The sequence below is a fragment of the Paenibacillus sp. LS-5 genome (genome assembly GCF_056121505.1).
On the sequence record NZ_JBWAVA010000003.1, the window covers coordinates 182,247 to 202,295 of the forward strand.

General features: G+C 54.5%; 19 protein-coding genes. 7 read left to right on the forward strand and 12 right to left on the reverse strand.

Annotated elements, in window-relative coordinates; all coding sequences use genetic code 11:
• Positions 1 to 99 precede the first annotated feature (99 nt).
• Entirely contained in the window at positions 100 to 912 is an 813-nt protein-coding gene (locus AC0MA3_RS06375; protein ID WP_474655547.1) for an ATP-binding cassette domain-containing protein, read from the forward strand.
• Positions 909 to 2,600, forward strand: a complete 1,692-nt coding sequence (locus AC0MA3_RS06380) for an ATP-binding cassette domain-containing protein (protein WP_474655548.1) — start codon at positions 909 to 911, stop codon at positions 2,598 to 2,600. The genes AC0MA3_RS06375 and AC0MA3_RS06380 overlap by 4 nt, the downstream gene beginning before the upstream one ends.
• Here the strand turns inward: AC0MA3_RS06380 and AC0MA3_RS06385 are convergent.
• From AC0MA3_RS06385 to AC0MA3_RS06420, 8 genes are all read right to left on the reverse strand, one after another.
• Positions 2,593 to 3,456 carry a nitroreductase family protein gene (locus AC0MA3_RS06385; RefSeq protein ID WP_474655549.1) on the reverse strand — a complete coding sequence of 288 codons (864 nt, stop codon included), beginning with the start codon at positions 3,454 to 3,456 and terminating at the stop codon, positions 2,593 to 2,595. The two genes, AC0MA3_RS06380 and AC0MA3_RS06385, sit on opposite strands and share 8 nt — an antisense overlap.
• A 204-nt stretch (positions 3,457 to 3,660) precedes the next feature.
• Positions 3,661 to 6,327 (reverse strand): bifunctional lysylphosphatidylglycerol flippase/synthetase MprF, encoded by a 2,667-nt coding sequence (gene mprF, locus AC0MA3_RS06390; RefSeq protein ID WP_474655550.1) that lies wholly within the window; start codon positions 6,325 to 6,327, stop codon positions 3,661 to 3,663.
• Positions 6,328 to 6,618: 291 nt separating this feature from the next.
• Positions 6,619 to 6,975: a FlxA-like family protein gene (locus tag AC0MA3_RS06395; RefSeq protein ID WP_474655551.1), complete on the reverse strand. Its 357-nt coding sequence runs from the start codon at positions 6,973 to 6,975 to the stop codon at positions 6,619 to 6,621.
• Between the two features lie 220 nt (positions 6,976 to 7,195).
• Positions 7,196 to 8,401 (reverse strand): multidrug effflux MFS transporter, encoded by a 1,206-nt coding sequence (locus AC0MA3_RS06400; protein WP_474655552.1) that lies wholly within the window; start codon positions 8,399 to 8,401, stop codon positions 7,196 to 7,198.
• Positions 8,402 to 8,591: 190 nt separating this feature from the next.
• Positions 8,592 to 9,212 carry an alpha/beta hydrolase gene (locus AC0MA3_RS06405; RefSeq protein WP_474655553.1) on the reverse strand — a complete coding sequence of 207 codons (621 nt, stop codon included), beginning with the start codon at positions 9,210 to 9,212 and terminating at the stop codon, positions 8,592 to 8,594.
• A complete protein-coding gene (locus tag AC0MA3_RS06410; RefSeq protein ID WP_474655554.1) occupies positions 9,209 to 10,159 on the reverse strand; it encodes a ring-cleaving dioxygenase in 951 nt (316 codons plus the stop codon). The genes AC0MA3_RS06405 and AC0MA3_RS06410 overlap by 4 nt, the downstream gene beginning before the upstream one ends.
• 27 nt (positions 10,160 to 10,186) lie before the next feature.
• Positions 10,187 to 10,588 carry a DoxX family protein gene (locus AC0MA3_RS06415; RefSeq protein WP_379157523.1) on the reverse strand — a complete coding sequence of 134 codons (402 nt, stop codon included), beginning with the start codon at positions 10,586 to 10,588 and terminating at the stop codon, positions 10,187 to 10,189.
• Positions 10,589 to 10,783: 195 nt separating this feature from the next.
• Positions 10,784 to 11,254, reverse strand: a complete 471-nt coding sequence (locus AC0MA3_RS06420; protein ID WP_379156775.1) for a MarR family winged helix-turn-helix transcriptional regulator — start codon at positions 11,252 to 11,254, stop codon at positions 10,784 to 10,786.
• A 312-nt stretch (positions 11,255 to 11,566) separates the two neighbouring features.
• Between AC0MA3_RS06420 and AC0MA3_RS06425 the strand changes: the two genes are divergently transcribed.
• The 4 genes from AC0MA3_RS06425 (at position 11,567) to AC0MA3_RS06440 (ending at position 14,423) form a co-directional block, all read left to right on the forward strand.
• On the forward strand, positions 11,567 to 12,268 hold the full coding sequence (locus AC0MA3_RS06425; protein ID WP_474655555.1) for a futalosine hydrolase: 702 nt from the start codon (positions 11,567 to 11,569) through the stop codon (positions 12,266 to 12,268).
• Between the two features lie 11 nt (positions 12,269 to 12,279).
• Positions 12,280 to 13,119: a 1,4-dihydroxy-6-naphthoate synthase gene (locus tag AC0MA3_RS06430; protein WP_474655736.1), complete on the forward strand. Its 840-nt coding sequence runs from the start codon at positions 12,280 to 12,282 to the stop codon at positions 13,117 to 13,119.
• A gap of 146 nt (positions 13,120 to 13,265) precedes the next feature.
• Positions 13,266 to 14,090: a class I SAM-dependent methyltransferase gene (locus AC0MA3_RS06435; RefSeq protein ID WP_474655556.1), complete on the forward strand. Its 825-nt coding sequence runs from the start codon at positions 13,266 to 13,268 to the stop codon at positions 14,088 to 14,090.
• Between the two features lie 3 nt (positions 14,091 to 14,093).
• Complete coding sequence (locus AC0MA3_RS06440; RefSeq protein WP_474655557.1) at positions 14,094 to 14,423, forward strand: hypothetical protein; 330 nt, start codon at positions 14,094 to 14,096, stop codon at positions 14,421 to 14,423.
• Between the two features lie 188 nt (positions 14,424 to 14,611).
• On the opposite strand, the gene AC0MA3_RS06445 is transcribed toward AC0MA3_RS06440, so the two are convergent.
• Genes AC0MA3_RS06445 through AC0MA3_RS06460 form a run of 4 tightly spaced genes read right to left on the reverse strand, consistent with a single transcriptional unit; the run spans position 14,612 to position 18,426 of the window.
• Positions 14,612 to 15,685: an ABC transporter substrate-binding protein gene (locus AC0MA3_RS06445; protein WP_474655558.1), complete on the reverse strand. Its 1,074-nt coding sequence runs from the start codon at positions 15,683 to 15,685 to the stop codon at positions 14,612 to 14,614.
• Positions 15,682 to 16,509, reverse strand: a complete 828-nt coding sequence (locus AC0MA3_RS06450) for an ABC transporter permease (protein ID WP_379156758.1) — start codon at positions 16,507 to 16,509, stop codon at positions 15,682 to 15,684. Before AC0MA3_RS06450 ends, AC0MA3_RS06445 begins: the two co-directional genes overlap by 4 nt.
• On the reverse strand, positions 16,509 to 17,312 hold the full coding sequence (locus AC0MA3_RS06455) for an ABC transporter permease (RefSeq protein WP_379156755.1): 804 nt from the start codon (positions 17,310 to 17,312) through the stop codon (positions 16,509 to 16,511). The genes AC0MA3_RS06450 and AC0MA3_RS06455 overlap by 1 nt, the downstream gene beginning before the upstream one ends.
• Positions 17,302 to 18,426, reverse strand: a complete 1,125-nt coding sequence (locus AC0MA3_RS06460; protein WP_474655559.1) for an ABC transporter ATP-binding protein — start codon at positions 18,424 to 18,426, stop codon at positions 17,302 to 17,304. The genes AC0MA3_RS06455 and AC0MA3_RS06460 overlap by 11 nt, the downstream gene beginning before the upstream one ends.
• Before the next feature lie 295 nt (positions 18,427 to 18,721).
• Between AC0MA3_RS06460 and AC0MA3_RS06465 the strand changes: the two genes are divergently transcribed.
• Positions 18,722 to 19,822, forward strand: a complete 1,101-nt coding sequence (locus AC0MA3_RS06465; protein WP_474655560.1) for an FUSC family protein — start codon at positions 18,722 to 18,724, stop codon at positions 19,820 to 19,822.
• The last annotated feature ends 227 nt before the right edge of the window (positions 19,823 to 20,049 follow it).

The following is a 20,049-nucleotide window of genomic DNA, read 5'->3' on the forward strand; positions in this document are numbered from 1 at the left end:
GATCACTATATCATCCCCCACCAGATACATCAATCTTAAAATATTTGCTATAATGGGTAGCGATTATCGACTACAGCAGTTAAGGAAGCAGGCCCGACAATGATCAGAGCGGAGCAATTGACCTTGTCTTACCGGGACGGCCAGCGCAGGCTGCCGGTTTTGCAGGGAATTTCTATACATATCAAACGGGGAGAATGGGTGGCCCTTACCGGAGCCAACGGATGTGGCAAAAGCTCACTCATCCGTACATTCAACGGTCTCAATGTACCAACCGGGGGCAGTCTGTCTGCCGCCGGTCTGGATCTGCGTTCAGCGGGCAACCGCACAGCAGTCAAGCAGCATATCCAGCTGGTATTTCAGAATCCCGAAGCCCAGACTGTCGGCTCTACGCCGTTTGAGGACGTCGCTTTTGGACTGGAGAACCGCGGTTTAAGCCGTGATGCGATGCTCGCACAGATTGATAAGGTCCTGCGCCAGGTCGGTCTGGCTCATAAAGCGGAGGCTGATGTCTCTACCCTGTCGGGCGGTGAACGCCAGCGCCTGGCGGTCGCCTGCTGTCTGGCGCTGGACACGGAAATGATCATTTTTGACGAGGTAACCTCCATGCTGGATCCGGCCGGACGTCGGGACATTCTGGAGCTGGCCCGCAGACTGTGGGAACACGGGACAACGGTGCTCTGGGTGACCCAGCGGATGGAGGAGCTCGCCGCAAGCCCGCGTGTCGCTGTCATGGGTCAAGGAACATTGCTGTATGATGGTGACGCCCGTTCACTGTTCTATACGAGCGGGCTTCCGGACGCTCTCGGCTGGCCGTCTGCGCCGGCCGTCCGCATCGGGCAGCTCCTGCAGGACAAAGGCTGGCCTGTGCCCCTTCTGCCCCTGACCGAGCAGGATTTGGAGGCGGTTCTGTGAGGATTCAGGCGAACGACGTATCCTTCGGCTACGACAGACTCCCTGTCCTCACAGAGATTAACCTGGATATCCGCCAGGGATCGCTTACTGTTCTGTGCGGGGTCACGGGCAGCGGGAAGTCTACGCTGCTGCGCCTTTTGTCAGGCCTTGCAGAGCCGGCTTCCGGCACGATTCTCCTGGACGGCGGCAAGCCTGCCGCCGGTAGGGTCTCCATGGTGTTCCAGCAGCCTGAGACACAGTTGTTCGCGGGCAGCGTGCATCAGGAGCTGGAATATGGCCTTGCTGAGCGCGGAGTGCCGAGGCCGCAGCGGCTGGAGCTGATCCGCAGCGCACTTGCCAGAGTAGGGCTGCCCTACGATGAATTCGGCGGGCGCTCGCCCTTTCTGCTGAGCGGCGGCGAGAAGCGAAGGCTCTGCATCGCCGCTGCTATCACTTCCCTGCCGGGACTGCTTATTCTGGACGAGCCCACGGCCGGGCTGGATCCGCAGGCGGCAGAGTCCCTGCTAGAGCTGCTGCGTGAACTGCGCAGCAGCGGACTGACCCTGGTTGTTGGCACCCATGACCTCGACAGCTTCCTGCCGATGGCAGACGAGGTCATTGTGATGTCCCAGGGTGCCGTCCATTATAGCGGACCGGCGTCCACCCTGTCCGCCGATCCGCATGTGCTGACAGCCGCCGGACTGGAGCCCCCCGTCTATTCGCGGCTCGGACACAGACTCCGGCAGAAGGGCCTGCTGGCTGAGCTGCCGGACAGCCTGGATAGCCTGCTCGCAGCGCTTGCAGAGCAGCCGCTCCCTGCACCGCCCGAGGGAGAGCTTCCAGCCTCAGCGCTTCATATCCCAATCCGGACCGAAGAGAAGGCGGCTCTGTCCCCTCAAGGGGGGACGGGCATCCGTCCAGCTGTCGCCATAGATATAGGAATAGCCTCTGCACGGAAGCCGTGGCAGAGGCTGGACCCCCGCGTCAAATGGCTGGGGATGGGAATGGGAACCTTGGTCGTCTCGGGGATGGAAGCCCTGCTGCCGCTGCTGCTGGCTTCAGGCCTGATTACCGGGCTGATGCTCTCTGCCCGCATTCCCTGGCAGAGGACGGTCCGCTTCTTCCGTCCGTTCCTCCTCATGTTCCTGTTCCTTTGGCTACTGTCCGCGCTCACCTGGAGTTCCCCGGATTATAAGCTTGGGCCCGTTGGCATAAGCCTCGCCGGTATGGAACGCGGCGGACTGAATGTGCTCCGCTTTCTGCTGCTGGTTGCACTCGGTTTCCTGTTCACCGAGACCACCACTGGCGCCCCCTTGCGGGAAGCGCTGGAATGGGGGATTGCCCCGCTGAAAAAGCTGGGCATCCGCACCCGCAACTGGTCGCTTGCGGTGTCCGTCACACTCCAGTTTGTACCCTGGATTCTGGACAAGCTGACCCAGCTCCAGCTGGCGCTGGACTCGCGCGGCCGAAAAGCCCGCGGCTTGGCCCGCTACACTCCCCGGCAAGTCGCCCTACTCATCGTCCCCTTGCTCATTCTGGTCATCGGGATGGGCGATGAGCTGGCTACCGCCGTAGAATCCCGGGGATATGATCCCACCAAGGAACGGACGCCTGCCTACCGGCTGTCCTGGCAGAACCGCGATACGCTGATCCTGCTCTGTATCCTGCTGACTACCGCCTTGTTATGGACGGTCTCGCGTCTCAGCTAAGAGAATAACTCAGCATATACTCCAGATGTGGATCAGGAGTATCTAACAGCGGGTCCTGCCGGGTCCAGACCCCTGAGATGCCCAGCTCCCGGCAGGCCAGATCGAAGCTGCAAGCAGCAATCCCGATGTCGATCCGCTGCATCTCGAACCCCAGCTTGTTGCCACCATAATTCGGTGTAGGCAGCCAATAAAAATGAACTTGCTTCCTGTCCCCAGACAGCACCACTCTCCATGGCTGCTTGTTGGAAGCCGACGGACCCAGCCGGACCATCTCCAGCGGTGCAGCCAGGCTCCCTGCAGCCTCCTGGGTCAGTACGCGGCCGAATCCGGCATCCTGGAAGAGCTCCTCCCAAGGTTTCCTTTGATTAGATTTGGCGATATACCGCATCGTCGAATCCAGCAGCCGCTGCTTCTCGCTTGCATAACCCAGCGGAGAGATACAGGGGATAAGCTCTCCTGGCGCAAGCTCAATTTCGCGGGAGAAGGACTTGCGGTTAAAGGTCCCGCCCATCCAGCAGGTTCCAAGGCCCAGCCCTGTGGCATGAAGAATCAGCTTGTGAAAGATATAGCCGAACTCCAGCAGCGCTATCTTCTCATTCTGCACCACACCCACCAGATACGCCTGCGGATTCTTGATGACCCCGTAAGCGCCAAGCTTAACGCCTGATGCTTCTGCCGCACCTCCTTTGACTGTAATCCACTCCACAGAAGCCTTTCCACCCAAAGGTCCGCGCAGGTTCTCCTCTTGTGCCAAATATTCCATCACCGCTGCACGGGCCTCTTCCCGGATCGGGGTCTGCTCATAGGTGCGGACCGATTTACGTTTCTCCATGATCTCCATGATGGCGGTTCCCATAACTGTTTTCCTCCTTTATTCATATCAATCATATCAAGCGGACCTAAGCGGACCATGCCTCTTCAAAAAGAAGGCACCTGCATCGCAGGAGCCCTCTCAAGTGTTGTATATCTAGGTTTGCTTGTTCATCCTCATGAATCGGGCAGAATCAGTATTGCTGATTTGCAGATAATCGTCCAGGAACTATTGCACATCCGGTGAAGATTATTTCCGGTCCTTATCCTCTTCAGGGTAATGGGAGACGAGTCTTACCAGATCAAACGTCAGCATCGACAGGGTAAGCGCAGCCGGATAGACCAGATATCTGGGTTCCCACTCCGGATTGAACTTCTCCTTATAATGGCGCAGCCCGGAAAATCCGTACCAGTGCCCGCCCCGTGTATACACCAGATGAGCCAGTTTTTCTTCCCGCAGCGCTCCTGAATTATTCCCAACACTGGATAGCGGCGCATTGCCCAGATTGAATCTGCTGCTGCCTTGTTCCTTCGACCACTCCAGCAGACGGACGAACAAATAGTCCATTGTGCCATTTGGTGTTTTCTTCAGGTGACGCATCAGGTCAACCGACAGGGTATACCCCCCGTCATATCCCGGTGCAATAGAGGCAAAAGCCAGGACCTCGCCTTCCTTACCGCGTAGTAGCGCAATGGGGGCAAGCTGCAGGTAAGACGGCTTGAACCAACCGAGAGAGTAGCCTTTTTCCTTTCGGCCGTCCAGCCATTCCTCAGAGATCTGGCGCAGCTCAGTCAGCAGCCCTTCGGAATGAGGCGGATCTGCCACCTCAAATACATATCCCTCCCGCTCAAAGCGGCTTCTTACACTCCGCAGGTCGGAATTTTTTTTGCCACTGAGTGTGAATGTTGCCAGCGGCACCATTGCCTCTTCACCCAGCTTGAAAAAACGGTAACCCTGTTCATGGTATACCGGCAGAAAAGCCGGAGTGCCCTGATAGAACACCACAGCCAGTCCGTATAAATCCGCAGCCTGCCGAAATTCACTAATCCCTTCATTGATCAGGTTTAGCGGACCAAGCGGATCACCCAATACGACCAGCTTGTCCCGTACCCGGGAGAAAGCAAACAGCACTTCGCCGTTCTTAGCCCAGTAGAAGTTCTTATCACCCAAGAACAACATATGGGTTAAAGAATTCCCGGGATTGCGCTCTAGAAAACGGCTTAATCTGCCCATATCCTTATCCGCGAACAGCTCATCTATGTGACGGTTAGGCCGAAGGGTAAACAGCATCGTAAGCACAATCCAGGAGAGCACCAGACCGCTGGCAACGGTAACCGCCACATTGCTGTGACGCTGCAACCATTCAGGCTCGACCCCGCGGGGAAGATGCTTCATGAACCCCCGATGCGCATAGCTGCCCAGCCAGTAGTAGATCATTGCTATAAAAGTGGTGAGTAACAGCCACCTTACGGTATTCTGCCGGCTAACCGGCACGCTGATCCGGTAGAAGCGCGCCCTGGAGATCCAAAGGATGAGCGCTACCAGCAGGAGGAACAGAGCTTCCTCGTAATCAAACCCCTTCGTAAAAGTAAATACGGCTCCCACGAACAGCAGTGCACTGGTCCAGACATAGGCTCTGCGGACTCGCAGCGAAATTCCGCGTGACAGCAGAACAAGCATGAATCCGATCAGTACGGAGAGATGATGCGATATCCGCATCACCGGCAGCGAGAGCAGATCCTCTGTAATCCGCAGCCGGTACAGGAGCTCGGGCGTGGCAGCTGACAGGAGCAGTATAAGTCCGCTGACAAATACCAGCTTGCCGAGGGCCCAGACACCAAGGTCACTCAGGAACGAATAATGGCCCGGCCAGCCCCACATTTTCTGCCATACATTAAGGGAAGGCTCGATTATCGCATTCGCTGGGCTCCGGTCAGGGCCTTTTTTACCCTGAAGCCCTAGTTCCAGTGCAGCCAGCCCCAGGCCGATCAGCCAGGGAATCAGATAATAAAACAACCGGTAAATGACCAGTACGGCCATCGCCTGATCACTACGATATCCAAGCTGCGTAAGCCCGAGCAAGGCAATCAGATCGAAGGCGCCGATGCCGCCAGGAGCCATGCTGAGTATGCCAGCAATCGCAGCAACAACATAGATGCTAAAGACGGTCACGAAACCTACACCGCCGAGCAAGTGATCTCCGATCGTCCAGAACGTAATTCCGGCGAACAGCCATTCCAGAAAAGAAGCGCCGACGGAAGCACCTACGGTCAGCCAGGGCGTCCGGCCCTGCCCCCGGTTAATCCATCTGGCGAACAGCGAAGAACGCTGAATGATAATGAAAAAAGGTAAATACAGCGCCATGCCCCAGACTGCGAACACCAGCCAGTGATGCTTGTGCAGTAGCGCGGACGCCGGTAGCAATCCAAAGATATTACCCCAGGAGAGCAGTGACAGCCCGGTAATCATGAGCGGCGAGAGAAACACTATAGCGGGCGTAAGAACGGCGGCGGGCACCCCGCTTTTTTTGTAGAGAAGCGTCCGCAAGCCTACCCCCGCCAGACCGGCAAATCCGATCAGATTGTTGAAGGTATTGGCAATCCATGCATAGCGGAAAGTACTCCAGCGCCCGATGTCCAGCCGGTAATGCCGCCGGATCAAATAATCGTAGCCGCTCATAACTGCAACCGAAAGCAGCGCAACCCCCATCATCTGGGCAATGGCCTCTGCAGGAACCCGCTTCAGCTCATGGAGAATCAGTCCCAGGTGCACCTGCTTCAGCTCATGCTGTCCCTCCAGATATACTAGGGCAATAACCGCAACCGGAATAAGTGCCCTTACTGCCCTGAGCCGGTAGATCGAAATAATCAACTTTACAATTCTGAAACGCTCGAGTGTCTGGATCTTGGAGTGCATGTCTTCTCCTGCCTTTACTGCCGGATGGATGGGCTTAACAAGACTTTGCCCATTTTCATTCCTCCATTATACCAAGACTATGGAAGAATGGCTCTTTTGGGAGCAACTTAAAGGTTAGACCGTCCTTTACTCCCAATACCCTGCACGACAGTGTTCAAAAAAGTCCATGGCGCTATATTCATCTATGCATCCAAAATATAGTCTTGCACAAAAAAAAGAGGGCGCCCTCACGGATAAGGCGTCCTCTTTCTAGCTGCTGCTTATGATTCAGTTGCTTGCTCTTATCCGGATTTACACCCGGATGTCAAATCTTCCTTCGCTGTCTGTAGTGGCAGTTGCAATATCCTGCGCGCTTGCAGGCACAAGCATCTTGCCGCCTGCCGGTTTCTCTGGCGGAGCAGCATTGCCCCTTGCCGAAGAGGAGCTTTGACTCTGCGATTTCTGGGCAATTTGGGCTTCGATCTGTTTGATCTGCTGCTCAATCTGCTTAGTTTTCGTTTCCTTGGTTTTCTCATCGTCTTTGCTGGAAGCAACCTTTTCCAAATCGGCTTCCAGTTTGGCTTTTTGCTTCTCCAAGGCAGCGGTGTCCGTTGCGCTGGAGGATGTGTATGTAGTAGAAGATGCCGATGATACAGAAGAAATATTCATGTTTGTCCCTCCCTTCACTTTTCCAAGTATAGGTGGTCTACCTGGGAGGAACCTTAAAATGCGCTGAATGTTTGCTGAAGGGCGTCCGGCAATACCAGCATAGCAAAGCTCTGCTGTAAATACCGCTCCAGCTCGGGCGTAGTGATTCTCATGAACAAAAAGGAAGCGCCCCAGGCAAAGGCCAGCAGCTGCAGCAGCAGGGTGCTAAAATCCTAGCGGCTCATCTGACGTCTCCCTGTTTGCACAGCAGGAGAAAGGACAGAATGGAACATACGCCTGCTCCTGCGATGACCATCGCCATGGGCAGGGCGTTCTCACTCCCGCCAAGTCCGACCAGCGGAGCGGCACAGCTGCCAAGCAGCAGGGGCAGCAAGCCGAGAAGTGCCGATGCACTCCCGGCGGAATCGCCCTGATCCTGCATGGCCAGGGAGAAGCTGGTTGTCCCTACCACGCCTACACTGGAAACAACGGCGAACAAGCAGATAAGGATGGGTACAAGCCCGCCTCCGGATAGAACGGTCAACAGCAGCAGCACACCCCCTAGCGTGCATAGCAGCAGTCCGCCAACCAGAAATCTCTGTTCGCCGAATCTTCCGGCGAGTCTACCGGCGACCTGGCCGGAAAGGATAATGCCCAGTCCATTTACGGCAAAAATCAGGCTGTACATCTGCGGAGATACCCCGAAAATAATCTGCAGGACAAAGGAAGAACCGGAAATATAGGCGAACATAGCTGCAGAGACAAACCCTTGCGAGAGAGCATACCCCATAAATCTCCCATTTCCGAGCAGGACAGCGAACGTGCGGAAGGTGCCGCGAAGTCCGCTCCTGGAACGCCGTTCCTTGGGCAGGGTCTCCGGAAGCCGCAGTAGAATCGTGGCAAAAAAGATCAGTCCGGCGGCAAACAGCACCACGAATACTCCCTGCCATGTTGTCACTCTCAGCAGTTGGCCTCCGATGACGGGGGCCAGGATCGGGCCCAGTCCATTGACAACCATGAGCAGGGAAAAGAATTTGGTTAACTCCGAGCCGCTGTACAGGTCACGCACTGCCGCGCGCGAGATCACAACGCCTACCGATCCGGCTAACCCCTGGATAAACCGCAGCATCACCAGCAGTCCTATGGAAGGACTGAATGCACACAGCAAAGAGGAGACTGCGTACACTACCATGCCAATGAGCAATGGTGTGCGGCGGCCATAGACGTCACTTAAGGGTCCTGCAACTAGCTGACCCGAAGCCAGTCCGAGCAAAAAGAAAGTCAGGCTAAGCTGCACCATCGCAGCGCTGGCACCAAAATGCGCTCCTAGCGCCGGAAGCGCCGGCAAATACATATCAATGGACAACGGTCCAATCGCGGAAATAGCCCCCAGAATGACAGCGATCTGCAGCCGCTGCTTTCGTGTCGGCCCCCCCGCTTTCAGCATCCTGCTATCGAATTTTGTGATCATAAGTAGTACCGTCAACCTTTCTGTAGCAATGTAATCTTCATACTACCGATCCCGGGTGGATTATACAATGCTCTTTTGACCGCGCATATTCAGCAAAAACCGCCCGCAGGGGCTTTCAATTGACCATTACAGTCACTTGGCAGCAGCCCCGCGGGCGGTTATGAGTTTAGACTTTACGGAAACGACTGGACTGTTTCAGCCAATCACGGGCACTTTCAGCTTCAGCAGCGCTGAGGCGGTGGCCCTGATTGCCCCAGTGCATGGTTACCTCGGCACCCGCATCCCGCAGCAAAGATTCGAGCTCCTCAGTTTCCTCCGTGCGGATGATCGGATCATTCGTACCGGCACCGATGAACACCCCGACATCCTTCAGGGATGGCAGTTTCACCCCGCGCAGCGGTACCATCGGATGCAGCAGCACTGCTGAATGGAAAATACGTTCGTAGTGGAACAGCAGGCTGCCGGCGATATTTGCACCGTTAGAGTAACCCACAGCCACCAGATTACTGGAATCAAAACCGTACTTTGCCGCTGCCTCATCCAAAAACTGCTTAAGCTCATGCGTACGGAAGATCAGGTCCTCTTCATCGAAAATACCTTCAGCCAGCCGCCGGAAATAACGCGGCATTCCATTCTCCAGCACATTCCCCCGAACCCCCAGCACCGAAGATCCAGGGGATAAAAGTTCGGCCAAAGGCAGCAGATCCTGTTCATTGCCGCCTGTACCATGGAACAAGACTAACGTCGGCAGGCTCTGATCGGTACCTTTGCGGAAGATATGAATCATCCCTGCTTCACCTCGATTTCACGGATTTCAAAAGGCGTCAGGTTTTCTTCAATAACGCTACGGTGAGGCTCGAACCAGGCTGGAAGCATCAGCTTCTGTCCCAGCGCATCCGGAGCTTCATCACGGGCAAAGCCTGGAGGATCCGTTGCGATCTCGAAAAGAATTCCGCCTTCCTCACGGAAGTAAATGGCGTTGAAATACTGGCGGTCCTGTACAGGCGTCGGCTGATAGCCATGGCTCTGCACGCGGCGGCCCCATTCCAGTTGCTCGGCATCATCTTTGGCCCGCCAGGCGATATGATGTACCGTGCCTGTACCTCCCGCTCCGTGCGGAACCGGCGCTGCCTTCAAATCAATGATGTTGCCCAGATCGCCGGTTGATCTATAGCGAATGTAGCCGTCACCTTCAGCAATCCGTTCGAGACCCAGAGTACGGGACAGGGTGTCTGCTGTTTTTTCCGGCTCCGTACTATAGAGAACAGCCCCGCCAAACCCTTTGATCGCATGCTCAGCAGTCACTCCGCCGAAAGACCATGTGCTCGGCGCCCCTTCTTCACGCTCAACAAGCCCAATCCGCAATCCATCGAAATCGGCGAAGGAGAGGTAAGACTCGCCAATCCGGCTCACTTCGGTTACCGGGATCTGATAGGCAGCCAGGCGCTGCTTCCAGAAATCCATCGAGCCCGTTGGCACCGCATAAGTGGTTACACCCACCTGCCCCCCGCCGATACGGCCCTTGCGGCCCTCGGACCAGGGAAAGAAAGTAATGATCGTGCCCGGCGCACCCTGTTCATTCCCGAAATAAAGATGATATACCTCAGGGGCATCGAAATTGATCGTTTTTTTCACAAGACGCAGTCCGAGAATTCCGGCATAGAAGTCGGCATTGCGCTGTACGTCTCCGACGAAAGCTGTAATATGGTGAATGCCTTGGGTTTGCATGGTCATTGTAATTACCTCCTGAAATTTTTAGTTTTAGTTAAAGAACAGTGCATCCAGCGAAATCGATCCCGGTCCGGCCAGTGCAACACCCACCGCAACCACCAGCAGCGTCAGAGGGAACTCGATACCATTGGCCGTGGACCAGAAGCCATTCGGAGCATGAACCTTAACAATAGCGCCCAGCATAGCTGCAGCAATCAGTACAGCGGCCACCGGTGTCAGCAGCCCTGCCGCGAACAGCAAACCTCCGACAAGCTCCATCAGTCCGGCCAGCACTGCCATCAGCACCCCAGGCTTAATCCCAATGGACTCCATCCAGCCCCCGGTCCCTTTTGGACCATAACCGCCGAACCACCCGAACAGCTTCTGTGAACCATGCCCGATAAACGCAATCCCAATGACCAATCTCATCAACAATAAACCTACACTAACCATTTTAAACACGCTCCATTCTCTTTGTTTTAATTATCTTAATGTTAAGATATTGGGTAAAAATTTTTGTTTCTTACTGTTATTCCTGATGAACTCTGTTTTCTAGTGCAAGTGAAGCTGGGCCCTCTCAAGCGCGAAAGCATCCTGCATCACTTGGCAAGGCGTCTATCGCTGCACCCGTTGTCAGATGCCCTACATCTACACGCCTTTGCCAAGCTTCTTCAGCAGCTGAATGGCCTGATCCTTCTCTTCGCCGTTCAGACCACTCATCATACTGTGAATGGAACTGACATGACGGGGGAAAATATGATCAAACAGCTCGCGGCCCGTATCTGTAATCTCTGCGTAAGTTACACGCCGGTCCTCGCTGCATGGAACACGCTTCAACAATCCCCTCTTCTCCAGCTTATCGATGTTATAAGTGATGCTGCCGCTGGTGACAAGGATCTTCTCGCCGATCTGCTGCAAAGGAATCCGGGTTCTGTGATACAGGACCTCCAGCACCATGAACTCCGCCGAAGCGAGCCCGTGGCTCTTCATATCCTTCACTGCATGATCCATTAAGCTCTTATAGGCCTTGGACAAGACAACAAACAATTTCAATGATGCTGCCTGCTCTTCAGCTTCTCTATCGGCTGCTATGCCGGATGTTTCCTTATAATCGTTCACCCTTGTTCACCTCCCATGCTTTTTAATTACCTTTAAGTTAAACATCTTTAAATTAAACATCTTTAAGTCAAGATAAATATAATACATGACTCATCTATTGTCAACACCTTCTGCAATAAATATATCACGGCCGTTTGACCTGCCTCTAAAAACGGCGTATCCTTTTCCTTGGAAAAGCCGGATTAAACCTTAGGGACTTTTCTTGGAGCTGTCCTAAGGATTGCTCTGAGATTGCTCTAAGGTTAAGCTGCTATTGATCTGCTGAACTTATGCATATAGCAACAGTTATTTATTATAGAAGGAGGCTGAATGATGGAAGCATTGGATAGACAAGCTCCCGGCCCGCACGGTGAAGCAGGGCAGCTGCCTCACGCGCTTCGCATCCTGATCGTGACAGCGGTTGCGGCAGAGCGGGATGCGGTCCTGCGCGGCCTGAAGGGCAGCAGCAGGTTCCATGTCATCGCGGCGGGTGCCGGCACCGCCGCGGCGGCGGCAGGAACTGCCGCTGCTCTGGCAGCCGGAAGCTACGGCTGCGTCATCAGCGCCGGGATCGGCGGCGGCTTCCCGGGCCGTGCGCCCGTAGGCTCGCTGGTCGTCGCCAGCGAGATGATTGACGCGGCCCTCGGCGCAGAGACGCCGGAGGGCTTCCGCAGCGCTGCCGAGCTCGGCTTCGGCAGCGTGTCCGTGCCGGCCGACAGCGGCACGGTGCAGGCGGTCTCGGCCGCGCTGGCAGCGGCCGGTCTTACGGTAAGCACGGGAATCGTGCTTACCGTGTCGACGGCGACCGGCACCGCCGGGACGGCCGCCGCTCTGGCCGCCCGCCATCCAGAGGCGGCGGCAGAAGCGATGGAAGGCCACGGGGTTGCCGTGGCCGCCCAGGCACTGGGGATCGCAGCACTGGAGCTGCGCGCGATCTCGAACCCGGTCGGCCCGCGCGACCGGGCCGCGTGGAAGATCAATGAAGCCTTAGACGCGCTTACAGCGGCGGCGGCTATTTTATTGGAGGTACTGTAATGACTACAGAGCTGAACATCGCTTATTCCCCTTGTCCTAATGATACTTTTGTGTTTCACGCCTGGGCCCACGGCCTCGTCCCGGGTGCACCCAAGCTGAATGTAACTTTTGCCGACATTGATATCACCAATGGCCTGGCTGCCGACGGCGCCGGACCCGAGGTACTCAAAATCTCTTACGCTGCCCTTCCCTACGTGCTGGAGAAGTATAAGCTGCTGCCCTGCGGCGGCGCACTTGGCCGGGGCTGCGGACCGCTGGTTCTGACCCGCAAGGGTGCTGGCGCCATCAAGCATCCGCGTGAGCTGTCGGGACGCCGTATCGCCGTTCCCAGTGAGCGCTCGACCGCCTATCTGCTGTTCCGGCTATGGGCGGCACAGCAGGTGCCATCCGGGCCTGCTGAGATCATCGTCCTGCCATTCGACGAGATCATGCCTGCGGTACAAAGCGGCATAATCGATGCCGGACTGGTTATTCATGAAGCCCGCTTCACCTACCCGTCCTATGATCTTAACCTGCTGACCGACCTGGGCAGCTGGTGGGAGAGCGACACCGGACTCCCGATACCGCTCGGTGCGATTATCGCCCGCCGCGACCTCGACCACGAGGCCATTGCCGGCTGGATCCGCAGCTCGCTGCAATATGCATGGGATCACCCAACTGATTCCAGAGACTACGTGCTGGACCATGCCCAAGAGCTGTCTCCGGAGGTTGCTAAATCACATATTGATCTCTATGTTAATGAGTTCACGATGAACCTCGGTGATGACGGTTATGCTGCTATCTCCGCCCTCTTGAACCGCGCCGCCGCCGAAGGTTTAGTCCCTGCGGTTAATCCCGCGCTGCTGCGGTAGCGTGCGGACCAGTAACCTACTGCCGGCTCCCGGAGCGCATACTTGTGCTCCGGAAGCTGGCTTATTTTATAGCCTGACGACCCTAATCGAGCTTCACAGCTATTTACAATAGAAAAAAAGATCAAGAAAAACGAGGAGGATATGATATGATCCCTGCCGGCAACAGCAAGCCTAATATTGAACGGTTCTCGGGGTATCAGGAAGATTACGACCGCTACCGCCCCGAGGCCCCGCCTCTCGTGACTGAGCTGCTGACCCGTTACTTGGGCCGCAGGCCTTCAAGGGTTGCTGACGTGGGCTGTGGAAGCGGACTGTCTACCTTTTTGTGGAAGGATGCAGCAGATACCGTAACCGGAGTGGAGCCGAACCCCGATATGCTTGGCAAAGCGCTTGAGAAGCTGGATCTTCTGGGCAGCGGGGCAGAAGCCGTATTCTTTGTCCAGGGGTATTCTAACCAGCTTCCTTTTCCGCCCTCCAGTGTAGACATCATCACTTGCTCGCAGTCGTTCCACTGGATGGACCCGTCTAGCACGCTTCAGGAGATCTCCCGCTGTCTGAGCCCGGGCGGAGTATTCGCTGCTTATGACTGTGATTGGCCGCTGGTGCTGCAGCCGGATATTGAAGCCCGCTACAATCGGTTGATCGCAGCGGCAGATCATCTGCTGTCCGAGCTTCAGCCCGCAGCGGAACAGGCGCATAAATGGAACAAAGAAGGCCACCTGGCCAGAATAAAAGCCAGCGGGGCATTCTCCTATGCGCGGGAAATTGTTTTTCATAACAAGGAAAACTGTGATGCACAGCGGTATATCGGACTTACGCTCAGTCAAGGCGGAATCCAAACCGTACTGAAGCTCGCTCCCGCCGTGCTCGCACAAGACATTACGGATTTCTCTGCAATGGTGGAGCAATATTTCCAGGGACGAACCCTGCCTGTACTGGTCAGCTACCGGATGAGGGTCGGGATCAAGTAGCCGGTGAGACGAAGAACGTCCCGGTTGCCCTCCAGGGGAAGCCGGGGCGTTTTCTATTTTTCCGAGGAGAGTGGATCTAGACCTGCGGGAGAAAGGCGGGGATGGCTGGAAAGAGGTCATTTACACGCTGAAACCAACTTCGCCTGGATGCCCGGATATGTGAAGCTGCTCATCGAGATCAAAGGTTATGCTTCACATGTGCTTGATATGGACAGGCAGAAATACTGCAGCGAGCTCAACCGTGAAACATTCCTGTTCGCCATGGGCTATCATGTAATTTCTTTTGCCTACGATGATGTAAGTTTAATCAGTTTGTGTAGTGGGAGCTTGTGAGTCACGCATATCATTCAGCCAAAGATAACCTCAGCATTATTTACTCTCCATGGTTACAGCTTTTGCTCCACAGAAAAAGCCTGACGCGAAGTGCCGCGTCAGGCGATTTTTTAAGAAATATGTTGCTGAGTGTTACTGCGTGTTGCTGCGTGCTGCCGAGTTGTGCAGTGGCCTATTCCTTCTGCCACTCACTTCTTATTCATCTTGAACCGCAGGAACAGCTCGTTATAGTGAGCCAGCATCCGCTTGCCGAGGTTGTCGTAGACCTCCAGCCGGTCAGTGATTTCGGCGGGCGGGTAGAAGCGGGTATCCCCGGAGATCTCCTCGGGAAGCAGCTTCAGTGCAGGGACGTTGGGAGTAGAGTAGCCGACATACTCTGCATTTTTGGCTGCTACGTCGGGCCGGAGCATGAAGTTGATGAACTTATGCGCCCCTTCCACGTTGGCTGCCTTACGCGGAATGACCATGTTATCGAACCATTTGTTCGAACCTTCCTCGGGAACCACATAGTCCAGCTTATCGTTCTCGTCCATAATTTCGGAAGCATCCCCGGACCATACGATACCGACGGCTGCTTCTTCATTGGCCAGCAGCATTTTGATCTCATCCCCGACAATGGCCTTCACGTTAGGCGAGAGCCTGTTCAGTTTGGATAATGCCTCCTGCAGATGCTCCTCATTCTGGTCGTTGACCGAATAGTGCAGACTGTTCAGCGCCATACCCATAACCTCACGGGCACCATCCACAAGAAAGATATTATTCTTCAGCCGGCTGTCCCAGAGGGAATCCCATGTGCTGAAATCCATGCCCTTGGTCATATCTGGATTGAAAATAATACCGACCGTACCCCAGAAGTAGGGAACGGAATATTTATTACCAGGATCGAACGACAAATCCATGAACCGCGAATCGATGTTGGCCAGATTCGGAATCTTGCTTTTATCCAGCGGCAGCAGCAGGTTCTCCTCGCGCATTTTGGCAATGGCGTAGTCGGACGGGACCACAACATCGAAGTTCGTGCCGCCCTGCTCGACCTTGGTCAGCATGGCTTCATTAGAATCAAAGGTCTGGTAGATGACCGTGATTCCGGTCTCTTTCTCGAACTGCTCCAGCAGCTCTGGCTCAATATAATCGCCCCAGTTGTAGATGGTCAGCGTATTCCCTCCGGAATACCCTTCGGCTGAGTTCAGCCGGGATGCAAGGAACATTAGCCCGAAGGCTACGATAAGAATCGCCAGAAAAGCATTTACCAGCTGCTTCATCTAGGTACCCCCATTTCGGCGGCAGGCCCCGCGAGCGGAGCGGCCGGGCGGTTTTTGCGGCGGTTCAGGAAGTAATACCCGGTCACCAATAGGATGGTGAAGAGGAAGATCAGCGTCGAAAGCGCATTGATTGACAAAGATACGCCCTGCCGGGCCCGGGAGTAGATCTCCACCGACAGTGTGGAATATCCATTGCCAGTGACGAAGAAGGTCACCGCAAAGTCATCCAATGAATACGTCAAGGCCATGAAAAATCCGCTAAAGATCCCCGGCTTAATAATCGGCAGAATGACCTTTGTCAGCACATCACGGCGGCTGGCCCCGAGATCGCGGGCGGCGTCGGTCAGCGTCGGGCTCATGTCCTGCAGGTGCGGCAGAATCATCAGCACAGCAATCGGCACGCTGAATGCCACATGCGAGAGCAGGACAGACGTGAAGCCGAGCTTAACGCCTACAATAGTGAACAGGATGAGGAACGAGGCCCCAATAATAACATCGGGACTAACGATTAACACATTGTTCAGTGAGAGCAGGGTGTTTTTGGCACGGCGGCTGCGGACACGCTGAATGGCCAGTGCGCCGATAATTGCAATCAGCGTGGCAATCGCCGAAGACAGCAGCGCAATCACCAGGGTGTTGATGACAATAATCATCAGCCGGGTATCCTGAAGGACTTCGCGGTAATAGTCCAGCGTGAAGCCTTCGAATTCATGCATTGTGCCCCCGCTATTGAACGAATAATACATCAGGTACAGAATCGGCGCATAGAGCACGGCGAAGACCAGCACCAGATACAGGTTGGCAAATCCGTTTTTATTCCTCACTAGCGCACCCCTTTCCGTGAGCCGCCCGTCAGCACCATGAACAGCGCCATAATGACGATCAGGAAGACGGCAACCGTTGAACCCATGCCCCAGTCCTGTGTGACCAGAAAATGCTGTTCAATCGCGGTACCCAGTGTAATGACACGGTTGCCAGCGATAAGGCGTGTAATCATGAACAGCGACAGTGCCGGAATGAACACCGCCATGCAGCCGGAACGCACTCCAGAGATCGTCAGCGGGAAAATCACCCGCCGGAAGGTTGTCCATCCGGATGCCCCCAAATCGCGCGCAGCATCCACCAGCGACAAATTCAGATCCTCCAGAGCGCTGAAGATCGGCAGGATCATGAACGGAATAAAGATATACACCGACACAAACACAAAGCTGAATCCCGTGAACAGAATCTGCTGTTCCCCAATCCCTAGCAGGTCAAAGAAATTATTAACCGGCCCAAAAGTGCCAAAGATACCGATGAACGCATACGTCTTCAGCAGCAGATTAATCCATGTGGGAAGAATGATCAGCAGCAGCCACAACTGCTTATGCTTGGTCCGTGTGAGCAGATAGGCTGCCGGATAAGCAACCAGAAGCGAGAACACCGTGATCAGGAATGCATACCAGAAGGAGTTAAGCATCATCCGCATGTATACCGGCGTAAAGAAATTAATGTAATTATCCAGAGTAAGATGCCCGTCCAGATCAAACAGGGAATAATAGATGACCAGCAGCACCGGCGCAATAACAAACAGCGCGATCCACAAGTAATAAGGGATGAGGACATACGACCGGCTCTTACTGTTCATGACTTTCCACCTCGCCGTACGCTTCCAGACGTTTGTCGAATTCTTCCTCCGTTTCACCGAAACGCATGACATGAATGGCTTCCGGGTCAAAATAAAGCCCGATTTCGCTGCCTACCTCTGCCTTACGCGTGGAATGGACCAGCCATTCATGGCCGGATTCATCATAACAGCTGATCTCATAATGGACCCCCCTGAACAGCTGGGAATCCACGCGCACACGCAGCTTGCCCTGCTCAAGCGTGGCGATTTCCAGATCCTCAGGACGAATAACTATCTCTACGGCCTCATTCCGTTTGAGCCCTGCATCGACACATTCAAACCGCTGTCCGCCCCACTCCACCAGGTAATCGTCAATCATCACGCCAGGCACAATATTGGACTCCCCGATGAAATCGGCTACGAAACGGTTGATCGGCTCATCATAAATGTCATTAGGCGTACCGCTCTGTTCGATCCGTCCGCCGTTCATGACGAAGATCCAGTCCGACATCGCGAGTGCTTCCTCCTGATCATGGGTCACGAAAATAAAGGTAATGCCCAGCCGCTGCTGCATTTCACGCAGGATATACTGCATCTCTGTGCGAAGCTTCAGGTCCAGCGCGGACAGCGGCTCATCGAGCAGCAGCACCTGCGGCTCATTGACGATAGCACGGGCAATCGCCACACGTTGTCTTTGTCCGCCGGACATCTCATTAATAGCGCGCTGATCGTAGCCTACGAGGTTCACAAAGCGCAGCGCTTCCTGCACCTTTTGCGTGATTACATCCTTCTTAAGCTTCTTAATGCGCAGTCCGAAGGCCACATTCTCGAATACGTTCAGGTGCGGAAACAGGGCATAGTCCTGAAAAACCGTATTAACCTGACGTTCATTGGCGGGAATGTGGTTGATTAATTGGCCATTGAGAACGATGGAGCCTTCCGTGGGCTCCGCAAAGCCGGCGATCAACCGCAGAATAGTCGTCTTGCCGCAGCCCGAGGGACCGAGCAGGGTATAGAACTTGCCGCGTTCGATCTCGAAGCTGACGCCTTTTAACACCGGCTCTTCGTCATCGTATTGTTTGACTACCTGATCAAAAGAAATAATAGTGCCTTCCGGGGTAGCTATAGCTAACAACCTCCCTTACCTTATGTAATACAACCTATTTTACCCGCTTCCTGCGGGGGACAATCGAAGTGGCATGCTCAGCGCGAGTAAGCGACAAGACCACCCATTCTTCGACATACCTCCATAATATACAGCATATAGGATATGTCCTATATATGCGATAGCCTACACTGATAAAAATCACACCGGAAACTTAACAAGATCGTAAAAACTAAGGCTCTCAAGGCCTGTTTTGCGGTGCTATAATGAAAACGGCTGAAAGTCATTTCATTTTTTCTCATAAACCTGAAAGAGGATGACCACCATGAATGAAGGATTACAGGACCGCCTGGAGAAATTCGGCCTGTCTTTATATATGATACGCGTTACCCTGGCTGCGTCACTATCCTGGCTGACGGTTCATACCCTATATGGGGACAGATACTTATATTTCGCTCCACTGGCTGCGATTCTGATCACTCAGGGAAGCGTCAAGGCTTCCTTGGAAAAGGGCATCTACCGGATGACCGGCGTTGTGCTCGGCGGAATCGTGAGCTTGATTGTGGGCCGGTTCTTTGATGTTGGCGCACTCTCCATTCTGCTGATGCTGCTGATTGGCATCGGAGTCGCCACAGCCTGCCGGATCAACATCCAAGCTATCTCCCAGGTCGGCGTAACCTCTGTTCTGGCGCTTACCTTCTATCATGATCACTATATCGAGTGGCGGGTCGCCGAAACGCTGATCGGTGTAATAGTAGCTCTAATCATCAATATGATTATCGTGCCGCCCAAGGCGTTCGTCAAGGTTAAAGGCTTGGCATTCGAAGGCAGTCTGTTGCTGGCAGACGCATTAAGCGGCCTGGCAGGCGGTGGACGGGGAGCGCCTCAGGCCTCGACTACGCTGTCACGTTCCGCCTCGCTGCTGGAGAGGAGCGAGCAGCAGCAGAAAGAACTGCACTATACCTTAACGCATTATCATTGCCGCAGCGATCTCCGCGGACTGACACAGGCCACCGCACATCTCAGACAAATCCACTCCTATGTCAAAGAAATCAGCTCAGAGATTGCGCTGCTGCCTACACATCACGCTGCCTCCGACTGGATGGCGGAGATCGTAACCGCCACCGCAGACTGCATTGCGCTCTACGGTACCAAGACTCTCTCGGATGCCGAAAGCCAGCATTCGCTGCCCGAGCTGCTTCGCCGGGCCCGCGACCTTCAGTTAGCCTGCTTCTCGGAGCTGCAGGGGCAATGCTCATTGACCTCCATCCGGGATCTTGGGGCAGTCTTCTCCCACCTGAACCGGGTGCTGGAGGAAATTGAACAGGCTGATTACGTAATGATGTCAGCTGCACCGCAGAATAGTAAGGCTGAGGCTACCCGCGCTATGCGCTTTATCCAAAAGGGACTCTCCCAGAAGCTTTAGGCTTGGGAGTGTCCCTTTTTTTCAGGAGAATCCCACCATTATCCCGCCTCAATTTCCTGCTGAATTCAGAATTCAATAAATAGTGAATACCTTAAATAGATTTAATTTACATTAAAACAACAAATAACAACGTTTTTCGTTTTATATAGTGCAAAACAATTATTCCAGTTGAAAATTTGCTACTAAAGTACTAGAATTAATGTTGTTTGCAGAAGTTCTCATTACAT

Excerpts from the sequence above, each read along its gene's own strand:
- AC0MA3_RS06375 (WP_474655547.1), top strand. The coding sequence starts at position 100 with ATGATCAGAGCGGAGCAATTGACCTTGTCTTACCGGGACGGCCAGCGC.
- AC0MA3_RS06385 (WP_474655549.1), bottom strand. The coding sequence starts at position 3,456 with ATGGGAACCGCCATCATGGAGATCATGGAGAAACGTAAATCGGTCCGC.
- mprF (WP_474655550.1), bottom strand. The coding sequence starts at position 6,327 with ATGCACTCCAAGATCCAGACACTCGAGCGTTTCAGAATTGTAAAGTTG.
- AC0MA3_RS06395 (WP_474655551.1), bottom strand. The coding sequence starts at position 6,975 with ATGAATATTTCTTCTGTATCATCGGCATCTTCTACTACATACACATCC.
- AC0MA3_RS06400 (WP_474655552.1), bottom strand. The coding sequence starts at position 8,401 with ATGCTGAAAGCGGGGGGGCCGACACGAAAGCAGCGGCTGCAGATCGCT.
- AC0MA3_RS06405 (WP_474655553.1), bottom strand. The coding sequence starts at position 9,212 with ATGATTCATATCTTCCGCAAAGGTACCGATCAGAGCCTGCCGACGTTA.
- AC0MA3_RS06410 (WP_474655554.1), bottom strand. The coding sequence starts at position 10,159 with ATGACCATGCAAACCCAAGGCATTCACCATATTACAGCTTTCGTCGGA.
- AC0MA3_RS06415 (WP_379157523.1), bottom strand. The coding sequence starts at position 10,588 with ATGGTTAGTGTAGGTTTATTGTTGATGAGATTGGTCATTGGGATTGCG.
- AC0MA3_RS06425 (WP_474655555.1), top strand. The coding sequence starts at position 11,567 with ATGGAAGCATTGGATAGACAAGCTCCCGGCCCGCACGGTGAAGCAGGG.
- AC0MA3_RS06435 (WP_474655556.1), top strand. The coding sequence starts at position 13,266 with ATGATCCCTGCCGGCAACAGCAAGCCTAATATTGAACGGTTCTCGGGG.
- AC0MA3_RS06445 (WP_474655558.1), bottom strand. The coding sequence starts at position 15,685 with ATGAAGCAGCTGGTAAATGCTTTTCTGGCGATTCTTATCGTAGCCTTC.
- AC0MA3_RS06455 (WP_379156755.1), bottom strand. The coding sequence starts at position 17,312 with ATGAACAGTAAGAGCCGGTCGTATGTCCTCATCCCTTATTACTTGTGG.
- AC0MA3_RS06465 (WP_474655560.1), top strand. The coding sequence starts at position 18,722 with ATGAATGAAGGATTACAGGACCGCCTGGAGAAATTCGGCCTGTCTTTA.